This is a genomic window from Paucisalibacillus algeriensis, from assembly GCF_000577245.1.
Lineage (GTDB): Bacteria > Bacillota > Bacilli > Bacillales > Amphibacillaceae > Ornithinibacillus.
In genome coordinates, this window is the sequence record NZ_CBYO010000016.1 from 197,773 (window position 1) to 211,631 (window position 13,859).

General features: G+C 38.0%; 6 protein-coding genes. 4 read left to right on the forward strand and 2 right to left on the reverse strand.

Annotated elements, in window-relative coordinates:
- Positions 1-92 precede the first annotated feature (92 nt).
- Entirely contained in the window at positions 93-9,194 is a 9,102-nt protein-coding gene (locus TY11_RS13135) for a carboxypeptidase regulatory-like domain-containing protein (RefSeq protein ID WP_042146874.1), read from the forward strand.
- 200 nt (positions 9,195-9,394) lie between these two features.
- Entirely contained in the window at positions 9,395-9,637 is a 243-nt protein-coding gene (locus tag TY11_RS13145; protein ID WP_042146878.1) for a hypothetical protein, read from the forward strand.
- A 255-nt stretch (positions 9,638-9,892) separates the two neighbouring features.
- On the opposite strand, the gene TY11_RS13150 is transcribed toward TY11_RS13145, so the two are convergent.
- Complete coding sequence (locus TY11_RS13150; RefSeq protein ID WP_042146880.1) at positions 9,893-10,351, reverse strand: YndM family protein; 459 nt, start codon at positions 10,349-10,351, stop codon at positions 9,893-9,895.
- 98 nt (positions 10,352-10,449) lie between these two features.
- Between TY11_RS13150 and TY11_RS13155 the strand changes: the two genes are divergently transcribed.
- Positions 10,450-10,713, forward strand: coding sequence for a YciI family protein (locus TY11_RS13155; protein ID WP_042146881.1), 264 nt, complete (start codon positions 10,450-10,452; stop codon positions 10,711-10,713).
- 72 nt (positions 10,714-10,785) lie between these two features.
- On the opposite strand, the gene TY11_RS13160 is transcribed toward TY11_RS13155, so the two are convergent.
- Positions 10,786-11,250 carry an SRPBCC family protein gene (locus TY11_RS13160; protein WP_042146882.1) on the reverse strand — a complete coding sequence of 155 codons (465 nt, stop codon included), beginning with the start codon at positions 11,248-11,250 and terminating at the stop codon, positions 10,786-10,788.
- 733 nt (positions 11,251-11,983) lie between these two features.
- On the opposite strand from TY11_RS13160, the gene asnB reads away from it, so the two are divergent.
- Entirely contained in the window at positions 11,984-13,837 is a 1,854-nt protein-coding gene (asnB, locus tag TY11_RS13170) for an asparagine synthase (glutamine-hydrolyzing) (protein ID WP_042146884.1), read from the forward strand.
- Positions 13,838-13,859: the final 22 nt, after the last annotated feature.

Sequence of the window (13,859 nt, forward strand, 5' to 3'; positions counted from 1 at the left end):
CTAGAGTTATTGTTAGATAAAACAAGTAGTGATAACCTAATTTTAAACTATTGTTAAAAGTCTGAATATTTAATTGAAAGCAGGGGGATGAAATGAGGTTGAAACAAAGGAAGTTTCGCAGAATATGGGCTAGTTTGACAATTCTTTTACTAGTCTTTTCCCTATTTACACCTACAATATCTTACGGGGAATCTCAAGCACAAATTCTTGATCTAACTACACTGGAAGAAGATCTTGTATTAGAAAAAGAATTAGAAGATGTGGCTTCAAATGAAGAAGAAGAATCAGCAGATTACGAGCTGGAGGCTTCTGGTCCTGATGGTTTACCGAGAGTACACGATGGTCTTGAGGTGAACAAGCCTTTATTCGACAAAGCAAAAGACACTACTCAAGAAAAGGTCATCATGGAAGGTAAAGTGGAGAAAAAGATATTTCAATCATTTGAAAAAGAGGAAATGGTTCCTGTCATTATTCATATGAAATCGGACAGCGAAAAGAAAGCAACTATGTTCCAAGATGTAGCTAAAAATAACAATCGTCATGAAAGATTAATGATGGTTCAAAATCATCTGCAATCAGTTGCAGAAAAATCCCAATCTGAAGTACTGAAGAAATTGGATAGTTTCTCTCAAAAAGGAATAGCAAAGGAGATTACTCCACTATGGATTATTAATGGAATAGCAGCAAGTGTGACAAAGGAAGCTATAGAAGAGTTAGAGAAACGTGAAGATGTTGAAAAAATTTTAATGGAGAAAGTTTTTGAAGTACCTGAGGTTATTATCAATGAAACTTCACCGCGATTACCAGAATGGGGACTGGAGAAGGTTTACGCACCCGACGTATGGTCTCGTTACGGTATTGATGGAGAAGGAATTGTTGTCGGGATTATGGATACAGGAGTTGAAGTAAGTCATGAGGCATTAGCTCATAATTATCGTGGGCGTAATGGGGGACATCAGTATTCATGGGCTGACTTTTCAGGAGACGGCTACTCTACCCCACAAGATGGAAATGGACATGGTACCCATGTTGCTGGATCTGCTGTGGGTGGTGGAGAAGGGGAACCAATTGGTGTTGCCCCTGGAGCAGAATGGATTGCTGCAAAAATTTTCAATGATAGAGGTTCTGCAACAGAATCTGGTATTCACCAAGCTTTTCAATGGTTTATGGCCCCAGGTGGAGACCCAGCTATGGCACCACATGTTGTCAATAATTCATGGGGGAATTCAAATACAGGAGATACAACTTTCCGGGAAGATGTTCAAGCATGGGTAGCGGCGGGAATTTTTCCTTTGTTTGCTGCTGGTAATGATGGGCCTGGTTCCAATTCCATTGGTGCCCCGGGAAGTTTTCCAGAGGCTTTTGCTATTGGGGCAACAGATATCAATGATCAAATTGCTTATTTCTCAAGTCGCGGCCCAGTTTATTGGGGTGATAAACGATATATAAAGCCTGATGTTTCTGCTCCAGGTCATCAAATTTATTCCGCTGTTCCTGGGAATGGTTATGGTGTGAAAAGTGGAACATCTATGGCTACACCTCATGTCGCTGGTGTGATCGCTTTACTTCTACAGTCTAATCCAGATTTAAAGATTGATGATGTATCGGCATTGCTGAAGGAAACAGCTAGAACAGAAATTCATATGGGTCCACTACCTAATGATTTATATGGAACTGGTATTGTGGATGCGTATCAGGCAGTAACGTCTGCAGCATTTGCCGGTACTGTTCAAGGGACAGTTACCGATGAGAATGGTAATCCAATTGCTGCTACGATTCGGGTAGAAGAGGAAAATGTGGATGTTTCCGTATCAGACGATGGCATATTTGAGTTTATATTACGGGAAGGAACCCATGAAGTTGAAGTGGAATCCTTTGGTTATCAAGCCAATACTTTTACTGTTTCTGTAGAAAAAGAGCAGGTGGTGGAGGTTAATTGGGAGTTAACGAAATCGGACCAGTTTACCATTCATGGTGTTGTCACTGATTCAGATGATAATCCGGTACCATACGCCTATGTTCGTCTTCAACATACACCACTATCTGTCGCAAGAACGAATGATAATGGGGAATTCTCATTTGATGGAGTTCCTGAAGGGGATTATCAGTTAACGATTTCTGGTAATGGATTATCCAGTAAAAATGAAACAATCACAGTTAATGCAGATTTAAATCTAGAATTTACAGTTAACGAAAGTACATTTATTTCCGATGAGAACTGGACAATTGGAAACAACAATCCTAGTAGAAATGCGATATCAAATGAGGATATCTCAACTAGCCATTTGAAGGAAGCATTAGAAATCCCGATAAGTGGCAATATTGTCTTTTCTTCTCCAGTTGTTAATGAGGATACGGCGGTAATTGTTACAGAAAGTGGAAATGTGGAGGCTCATAATATAGAGACCGGTGAGAAGAAATGGAGTTTTCGGACTGGAGGAATGAATCGTAGCACACCAACAATCGCCAATGATCATGTGTATGTAACTGGTGGTCAAGACCAGACATTTTATGCGTTGAACATCCATAGCGGTGTTGTGGATTGGAGTATGAAAATAGGGAATCTACCAGTTTATGAGTCTCCTATATACGAGAATGGAGTACTGTACCTTACTTCGAGCTTTAATGGGGCAACAAAAGTTTACGCCCTAGATGCAGGTAATGGTCAAACAATATGGACTACTGACATTCCAGCTAGCAGTTATTCCGGTGCAGCTCTTGCAGGTGAACAATTATTTATCGGTACTGTAGAAGATGGAAAAATGACTGCGATATCTAAAGACGATGGGTCAGTTAACTGGACGTTTGCTATTACTGGTAGCGGATTTGCATCTTTACCTGTAGTGGTTGAAAATACGGTTTATGCTTTTTCTACTAACTTTGAAAATAGAGGAGTTATGTGGGCTATTGATGCAGAGACTGGGGAGGAAGTTTGGCAGGTTGAGGGAATCGGTGATACACAGGCTGCCACACCAGTTGTATATGAAGATATTGTATTGGTGAGTTCGGCGTCTGTTCCAACACTGAAAGCATTTGATCGTCAAACAGGAGAGTTATTATGGGCAAATAAGAATGTTAGCACGACGGTCAATAATGGTGTGGTAGCTAGTAATGGAATATTCTTCATTGTTGATAGCACATATAGTCTAAAAGCAATTGATGTGTTTACTGGTGAAATGGTAGGACAATGGACTTTAGCTGGTTCCAGTTCTTCAACACCTGCTATTACTGCAGGACAGGTCATTGTTCCAACGCAAAGAGGATTGACTGTATTTACTGCACCTGGAATACTATCTGGAACAATACAAAATGGTGACGGAAATCCGGTATCAGGAACAGTTCGAATTGTTGGTACAGATATGAAGGCTGATGCTGATGAGAATGGTAATTATAAACTATCCGTATTACCAGGCGAATATGAGGTACGGATTGGTGAATATGGGCTAGAGCAGATTCAACAACGTTTTAGCGTTAGATCAGGCTATGAATTTAATCAATCTTATACATTACAAGCAGTGGAAACCGGTCAACTATCGGGTACAGTGAAAGATAAACGAAGTGGCAATCCTATATCTAATATTCTAGTTCAAGTACAGGACACTCCACTTGAAACTACAACAGATGAAAATGGTTATTTCCACTTTGAATCCATTTATGCTGGAAGTTATGATGTTACCTTCCAAGGTAGTGGGTATGTAGATAGTAGTATCCAGGTTACGATTGAAGAGGATATGGAAACTAAATTAACCCCATCTTTAGATCCAATTGATGTGGCAGTGCTAGACGACTATAAATCTACTATAACCAAATTATTAACTGTTAATGGAATTCCGGCCGAGGAAGTGACATGGGAAGAAATAACAGGTAATGTTGAAAATTACAACGTCCTGTATCTTAATGGTGCCTATACTTCTGGTGGCTGGACACCAGATAAAGAAGATATGGATTCCTTATTAAATGAAGCACTTGAAGCAGATGTAAGTATGGTGTTTACGGACGCTTGGGGGCCAAGTTATGGGTCGATTTCGGATCTTGTAAAACATTATCAGGACCCTGTGGTATTACAAAGTGACTATACGGATGCTATGGTTTCATTAGAAGTTACACGAGATCACCCAATATTTGAAGGATTTGAAGTTGGAGATACGATTAAGATACTCAATAGCGGAAAAGCTAGCTGGTTTACAGGATACTCTGGTCAGGATTTAGCCACTGTTCATAGTAGTCGACTCGGTAAAGTAGGGACGGGAATCGGGATTAAAGCCGTCTCACAGAATAGTGCTCATATACTGCTTGCCAATAACTCTACAGCTTCTTGGAATCTACCGACTCAGCATTGGCCAAAGGACCAGCATACATTGCTAATCAATAGCATGAATTATTTACTCGAGGATGCTAGTTTTGGAGAAATGAACGGTCAGGTAGTTGACCAATCAGGGAATCCACTACAAGCAACGGTCCAGGTATTAGAGACTAGAGCTTCTATAAAGGCGGATGATTCTGGGCAATTTACGCTATTCCATGATGAAGGAACCTATAACGTAGAAGTACGACTAACTGGTTATGAAACGGAAGTAGTTGAAGTTACCTTTGAAAATGGAAGCTTAGCAACTGGGACTATTGAACTTGTATCTTCTATGGAAGGTAAGCTCTCTGGTATTGTGACAGATTCACTAACTACGAATCCAGTAGCTGATGTGCAAATCAAATTGAGAGATTCGGCTGGAGAATTAGTTGATGAAGCCGTAACGAATAGTAATGGTAGTTACGAATTCTCAAATCTACCAGCAGCGGTTTATAGTCTTGAGTACGCCCATGATAATTATGTACTTGCGAAAGATGAAATTGAGATAACAGGGCCACCATTAGAGCTAAATAAAACATTGATTCCAGAACCAAGACTAGCAATATTAGGGGACCGTTCGTATGGAAAAAACCTGGAGGGAATTTTTGCAGAATACCATATTGATGTAACAAACTATTCCTCCATGGAAACATTAACCGAAGAAATAGCAAACTATGATGTTGTTTTCTATAATGACAAAAGCGGCATTACTAAAGCAACGTTTGATGCGTTTGAAGTAGCTGCAGACGATAATGGTGTTAGTATCATTTACGGTGATTCATACTTTAGTGGTGGAGGTATTTACACATTAAATTCAGTTCGAAAGGATCCTGTTTCAAGGGATCGAATTAATATTCGATCTAGCGCTGCACAATATGTTGTTGAAAACAAGAACCCATTATTCGGTGATAGGGAAGTAGGAGACGTCATCGAAATACTAGTTCCAGATGGTAGTCGTGTTTCTGCATTTGATCATTATTCAGGGTTTGTTTTAGCAGATATTAAACACGCTGAGTCGGAAGTACACGGACATGGGATTGCGTATAAACCAAGAACTGGAGATAGTATGGAACTTCTCATGAGTGGTCATAGTGCAGCCATTGAACATGATGGAGAAGATTATACAGAAGAAGGTTTAGAGTTATTTGTTGATTCGGTCATTTGGGCTGCATATGAAAACTTCAATGTTTTCCGAGGAAATATTACCGATGAAAATGGAGAAGCCATTGAGGCTAAAGTGAGCATGGAAATCGACGGTGTAACCTTATCAGCAAGTACAACACAGGATAATTCGGAGTTTGAAATTGCAGCACCAGATGGTGAAGCAGTGGTGACCGTTTCGGCTTATGGTTATCAAACAGAGACCATTGAACTTAATGTTAATGATTCCTTGGAGCCTATGAATATAGTGTTGCTTTTACAGGAGGATGTAAGCCAACTAAAAGGGCATATAACAAATAAAGCACAACTTAATGGAATTGAGGATGTACATGTCAACATTATTGGATATCCAAGGGAAGCGTATACTGATTCAATAGGTTATTACCAGATTGATCATATAGAACCTGGTACCTATGAAGTAGAAATTAAGAAGGACGGATTTTTAGTAGAGACATTGACTATCGAAATCAGTCCGAGTGAGGTGAAGACTTACGATACAGCATTGCGTCCTTCACCAACAGTAGGAGTTATTGTTGACGTTCAATCTTCTTCCTATGTAAGTCTAGAAGAATATCTTGGTAATAAAGGTTATAACACGGTTCCAATGTTTTTCGATGACCTAGATATGCTAGAACAGGTCGACGTTGTATTTGCAAATTCCGATTATAATAACGATTTAATACCTGATGCCGAGACCTTCAAGCGTTTCATAGAGGCGATGGATGAAACAGAGACTTCTATCATTTGGACTGGTCAAAACGGTGGGAAAGGAAGTATCCGTTATCTGTATGAGTTCCTAGGTGATCCAGGAGTAGAGTATCGTGGCAGTGGAGGAATAACCCAAACTGTCACCATTTTAGAGGAACATCCAATTTTTGAAGGAGTACCAGATACGTTTACCATATCTCCAGATCGTGGTTACTATTATGGATTCGATAATTATTCTGGGACCATGCTAGCGGATTTTGAGATAGAAGGCGTTGGCGAAGAAGGGTATATGATTGGATTCAAAGGTCGCACCATGAATAGTGTAGAAATTTTACTTGGTGGAATGACCTTCGGATATGGTTTCCATCCTGGCGATAGTAGGTTTGATGAGAACCGTGAGAAAATTATTAATAATACAATCCTTTGGGCCATTGACCATGAAGGTAGTTATGCAGGTGAAATTCGAAGTCAAGTAATTAATAATCTCGGTAATCCGATTCAGGCAACTGTAACGGTACTGGAGACTAATCAAACGGTTCAAACAGATAGTGATGGAAACTTCTTTGTCGCACTTGCAGAAGGTACGTATACTTTACAAATTGGTGGGTTTGGACATCAATCGAATGAATTTGATGTGCAAGTTGTTAACGGAGAAGTATTGCGGGAAACATTTGAGCTAGAAGCGGAAGCTGTTGGAGAATTACATGGTGTTGTGCGTGCTAGTAATACTAGTGATTTAATAGCTGGAGCAAATATTGAAATTATTGGCACCCCATTACGAGCGGTAACAGATGAAAAAGGTACATTTAGTATGGTTGTTCCAGAAGGCAGCTATGACATTCGGATAACTTCTAGTGGTTATCAGCCACAAATGAGTACGGTATCCATTACTACCGGTGAAACTTCCAATGTTAATGTTATGCTAAATGATTCCCAGGCGATAGCAGTGATAGCTTCTTCACTAAGCAATAGCCGAATTACTCCATTCCTTGAGTCGTATGGTTATGAAGTGGCTTATTATGACCGTGATGAGATAGGTCTATTAACTGAAAATATCACAGACTTTGCGCTTGTAATCTTTAATGATTCGGGTAATCAAATGAGCGAAACCGATTTTCTTGGTCTGATTGAAGCATCTGATGAAGCGCAGGTAAGTATGATTTTTGCAAATCAATTCGGTGCAGGATCCATTAACCACTTACGAGATTATTTAGGAGATCCGAGCTATACGGATACGGATTATCTACCAAATGCAATTCAGTATGAAGTATTATCTGATCATCCAATTTTCAGGGGATATGAGGTTGGCAATCAAATTACCATACTAGAAAGACCAGACTCTAATCAACAATATGGCGTATTTGATCAGTACAGTGGTACGACAGTTGCTGATCTTACCCATTCAGTGGAAGGAAGACTTGGTAGTGGTATTGCGTATGACTTCCGTTCTAGCGGTCATGTGCATCTCCTTCTAGGAAGTCTTGCCGTTAGTAGTTATGGTCATCCTGAGGATCGTTGGACAGAGGATACGAAGAATATTTATATTAATGCAATTGACTGGGCAATTAATGCATCATTAGGCGAAATTTCTGGTGTTGTTTCAGATGAGAATGGTGAGCCTATCCAAGGTGCAACAGTCAAGCTTGAGAATGAAAATATTACGGTTCAAACCAATGATCAAGGACGTTATTCAGTAGGTGTAAGTACTGGAGAACATACCGTAACTATTTCTGCAATTGGATATGCTTCCAAACAGGAAACGGTAGTTGTTGAAAATATTGGTGATGTCGTTGAACTTAATGTTACTTTACAAGCTTCTGAAAGAATGTCCATCTATGGGAAGGTTCTGAATCAATCAACAGGAGAGGGATTAGCTGATGTAGCTGTTCTTGCGAAAGATGGGCAAGGTTTACAGGAATATACAACTTTAACTGATGCTGATGGAAATTATCAGCTACCAGACCTATTAGCTGGAGAGTACGAGATAACGTTTGAAAAGGACGGCTTCCACCCTGTTATGGAGACTATTTCCATTGCAGATGGGGAAAACAAAGAATTGAATGTTTCCATTAGCACCTATAATATAGCGGTATTAGGTGATTTTAAAGGGGAAATTTCCAACTTACTAAACGAGTATGACCTGGCTGCAGAATCAGTTGATTGGGGAGTAACTGAACACGCAGGCTTATATGATGTGATTATCGTAAACGCTAGTAAAGCGGAATCCTCTGAAGTGGAAGCACTGATTCAAGCAAGTGATGAGCAGCAAACGAGCTTGGTGTTCCTAGATACATGGGGGACAACTGGTTCTATATCATTATTGGAGCAAGTATTCGGATATCCAACCTTGCAGGAACAAGGTTATAACGAAGGAGAAGTATACATGGATGTCGAGAATGAGGACCATCCAATATTTAACGAATTTGAAACAGATAGAATAAAGATTTTGGCAGAAAATAGTCCATATGCTACTTTTACAAATTATCATGGAACGAATCTGGGTAATCTGGAAGTGAACGAGGAAGACAAAGGAACTTCAATTGCTTATACATTCCGAAGTAACGAACATATGCATCTTCTACTATCTGCATTTGCAGTAAACAACATGGTTGGTCCTGAACGAGGGTGGACAGAAGACGGTAAAAAGCTCTTCGCACAGTCTATTCTGTGGGCAAAAGATGGTGTAGGGAAACTTCCAGACCCACCGGTTTGGAAAAAGGATTATGAGGAAGGTAAAGCAGGAAGTACTATCGTTGTTGGTGGTAGAGCGGAAGGAAATAGAATGATTCGTGTCTATGACGGAACAACGTTATTGGCAGAGACAATGACAAATAAGGGTGGTATTTTTCAAGTGAAGTTGAATCTACCAGAAGGAGAATACACCCTCATCGCTGAAGCAGTAAATGAAGACGGTGCTTCGCAAAGTGAAAATGTTATGACTGTAGTCGTTCACTCAAAAGAAAAAGCAACAGCTAACTAAACAGTTGTGTGCCGGTATTTCGTTTACTCGACGGAGTACCGGCGTTTTTTTTGTATAATCTTAATAATTTAGGTAATGATTTAACTAAAAGTATATAAGGTCTGGTGATAACGATTAAATCCTTTCGGTTAATATTAGGAATTTTACTTATTCTCCCCCTTATCCTTGGAAATGTAATGGTATTAGCAGCAGAGAGTCCCATGGAGAGAACACCTCATAACCATGAGGGGCATAATTGGAAGCAATCAAGTGTAGATTACCATGTTATAGAAGCAGGGGAACATGAATTCAGCTATTGGAAAAATTTCATGAAACATTCCCGTACTTGTCACATTTCTCACCGTATAAAGACAGTAGTTTATTACTGTGATATCCATGGTCACACAAAATCAGAAACGACGTTAGATGAAATAAATCATAGTGTAAAACATCAACATGAATAATGTAAATGCTACTTAGTTTATTGGCACTTTTTGCAGTTCTTTTTCTAATGATAGCTGTATGCAGTAATTCAGATACGAAAAAGTCGGAAGAAGAATCCTCAACAATTGAGCAGACAACAACCAATTCTGATGAAGAAACAAAAGTGTTAAACAACCGGGTTCTGGAATGCCAGCATTTCGTAGGTCATTTGAGATTACAGAATAACACTTTAGGGCATTCACAATTGTGGATGCCCTTTTTAACGGATAATTATATTATTTCGTATTATCCCTTTTAGGATCCCGTTTCCTATTAATTGATTGTGCTTCTGTTTCCTCAGCAAACTCGGTTTGGAGATTTCCAATAGGAGTACGATATTCGTTTCGTTTCTCGTTTACATCTTGTTCTTGCATATAGGCATGCAAGAATGGTTCAACTAATGACATGAAAAATGCGGCAAACAAGGACGCAGCAACAATTGGCATAGCTGTTTCAATGAAAAGATACCCAAGAGCTGATAATGTTAAAAATGCTAAAAAGAAATCAGAAATACTGGCTACAACATTTCCATATCGTCGTAAAATGAACAAGTCACCAACAACATAGGAGATAGTTGTTGTTAGAATACCAACCAAGAACAAATTGAAAAAGGAAACATCATAGAATATGCCATAAATTGAGAAAACAATAATCATGGTTGCAATGAGCTTGATGACAATTGCTTTTAGATTCATCGTAACACCCTTTCAGGAACATATTTTTTGTTAGTATTTGTCTATATTCAAGAAAATATGATATGTATACAAGGAATAAACAAATTAGGGGGATACATATGAGATATTTTGCAGTATTTTTACCAATGAGGGATGAAGAGAAAAGTAGAGTTTATCGACCTGACCATTTAACCTATTTACAACAAAAGCTTGAGGCAGGAAATGTTTTTGCTAAAGGTCCATTTGTTGATGGAACAGGTGGACTAGTTATTTATAAGGCTGAGAGCTTCGAACAAGTAGAGTTAATGGTGAAACAGGACCCTTATGTCGCTTATGATGCTAGAGGTTATGAAATTCACGAATGGGCAATGTCTCAAGAATAACAAGAAAGGACCAAAGCGAAAAGTTTACGTTTTTGGTCCTTTCTTGTTATTCTATATAAAAGGTTATCTCGGTTAATATCCCCTAGCTATAACACGCTGATTTTCTATTATTTTATATACTACCGCTTCTGTTAAACGTTTGGCTGTTTTGGGAATGACTGTTTTTAATACTGGATTAATGACCGGTCCCATGAGTCCTTTTGCGGTCATATCTAGATTTCCGGTCATTTTCGTTTGGTAATCAGTAATACTTTTTGCTTCAAAAGAACCTTTGCCGGAAACTTTTTCGCTTATTCCTGTTAAGGTAAACCTCACAGTTGTTGGTTTTTTCCATTCGGTTATATCGATTCGCATACTAACTGTCTTTTGGATTTTTCCAACATCTCCTTTAAATTTCCAGGTGGATTGTCTGTCATTTAGAACTTGGTGATCTAAGTAACCGGGAACTAACGGTGCCCAATTATTCATATCACTTACAAAATTCCAAATGGCCTCAATTGGTAAATCCACTTCCTTTGTAAATGAACCTCCAGGCATGCAAAAAACCTCCTTTTACTCATGTTAAAAAGTATATTAGCAATATCATTCTTTATACATTAAAATTTGGTGAAATCTTGTTACGGAAAATTCCACATAAAAAATCAACTCCTTCTTTTGTAGGTGAATTTTCACAGTTGTAGAATTATGTCGAACAAAAGAAAATTTTTACGTTTTATCTTTGTTTTCCCCTTCAAATTGGTATATTTGGATAAAATTTGTTTTGATAATTCTATTTCTGTTCATTTTTTATGTCGAATTTAGTCTAAAATTTAAAAAATGCAGATTGGATTTTATAGTTCTTTATGATTATGATAGAGGCAACAGGTTAGAAGGAGGAATTATTCGTGCAAAGCAATGAGCTTTTGGAGTTAAAGAGGAAAGTGGATCAACATGAGAAGACAATAGTCCAATTAATGGAGATTCTAGCTGCAACAAATCGTCTCTTATCAGACATGAAATCCACTGTTAAATCACCTCCCCTAACAACAAAATCCCTCAAGTATCCCCGAAAGGCATCCTCACCTCGTTAACATAATAAGGATTCGTCCATCCCCGGACGGATCCTTATCCCACTTTATGAATAAAAAATAGAAAAATGATGAAAGTTGTCGTGATTTCTCCTTGAGATTGTTCTATGAAATTGATAAAATTAGGAGGTATGAATTTTTTAATAGCTTTTTAGTAACTTAGTAGAATTGTAATTCAAACCTAATTAAGAGGAGATCATGCTATGTGTGGTTTTGTTGGCTTTTCAACAAATTCAAATGATATAGATAAAGCAAGTGTAATACAAGAAATGATGAATACCATTGGACACAGAGGGCCAGACAGTGACGGTTATTTTGTGGATGATAACGTCACACTGGGATTTAGAAGACTTCAAATTATTGATTTAACTACTGATGCTAGCCAGCCAATGTTTAATGAAGATAATAATATTTCATTAATTTTCAATGGGGAAATTTATAATTATCAATCCTTGATGGATGATTTAAAAGAAAAAGGCCATGTGTTTAAAAGTCAAAGTGATACAGAGGTAATCATTCACGGCTATGAAGAATATGGTGTTGAAATACTACAAAAGCTTCGTGGAATGTTTGCATTTGCATTATGGGATAAAAAAGAAGAGTCATTATTTATTGCAAGAGATTTCTTTGGTATTAAACCACTTTATTATACACAAAATACCACTGACAATTCTTTCTTGTTTGGATCTGAAATAAAATCATTTTTAAATTTTCCTGAATTCCAAAAAGAACTAAATAAGAAGGCTATTAAGCCATATTTAACCTTCCAATATTCTGTTCTGGATGAAACTTTCTTTAAAGGTGTTTATAAGCTAAGACCAGGACATTATATGATTTACAAAAACGGTGAAATTGACATTAAACAATATTGGGATGTTCAATTTGATACAGAAGAAAATAGCTTAGAATTTTATGTGCAAAAAATTAAAGAAACAATGGAAGAGTCTGTGAAATACCACCGAATTAGTGATGTTAAAGTTGGCTCTTTCTTATCAGGTGGTGTTGACTCTAGTTATATTACTGCACTTTTAAAACCAGATAAGACGTTCTCGGTTGGTTTCGAAGATTATGAAGGTATTTTCAATGAAACAAACATCGCAGCTGACCTTTCCAAACAACTTGGAATTGAAAACCACAAGAAAATTATTAGTGCAGATGAATTCTTTGATGTAATCCCAACAGTTCAATACCATATGGATGAACCACAGTCTAATCTTTCATCTGTACCGCTATATTTCTTAGCTGAGCTTGCGAGTAAACATGCAACTGTGCTTCTTTCCGGTGAAGGTGCGGATGAAATCTTTGGTGGATATGCGTGGTATGAAACATCAAAAGAGATGCGTTTATATGAAAAAATCCCATTTTTCATGCGCCGAATCGCTTCCAATACCGCTAAAAAGCTTCCCGAAAACCGCATTACGACATTCTTAGTAAAAGGTGGTCAAAAGGTTGAAGAGAAGTTTATTGGTCAGGCAAAAATCTTTGATTTGAAAGATGCTTCAAAAGTCTTGAAAGCTGATTATCAAGATGCGCCAACACCAGAGGAAATTGTTAGTGAATCTTATAAAAGGGTTGCTGGGAAAGATAATGTATCTAAGATGCAATATGTAGATATGAAGCATTGGTTACCGGGAGATATTCTGTTAAAAGCCGATAAAATGAGTTCTGCACATTCCATCGAACTTCGTGTTCCGTTTTTGGATAAAGAAGTTATGGAAATGGCCGGTAAAATCCCAGCACATTTAAAAGTGAATGATATTGATACAAAGTATGTATTACGTAAAGCAGCAAATGAAGTTTTACCAGATGAATGGGCAAATCGTCCGAAAGTTGGTTTCCCTGTACCATTCCGTGACTGGATCAAAAAAGAAAAATATTATAACTTAGTTCGTGATGTATTTGAATCTGATATTGCCAAAGAATTCTTCAACGTGGATGAGATTGTGAAATTCCTAGAAGAACATTATCAAGGACAAGCAAACCATGCCCGTTATATTTGGACTGTATATGTATTTTTAGTTTGGTATAAACGTTTCTTTGTGGATATGGAAGACTAGGTATTGCTATTATTCGATTCCT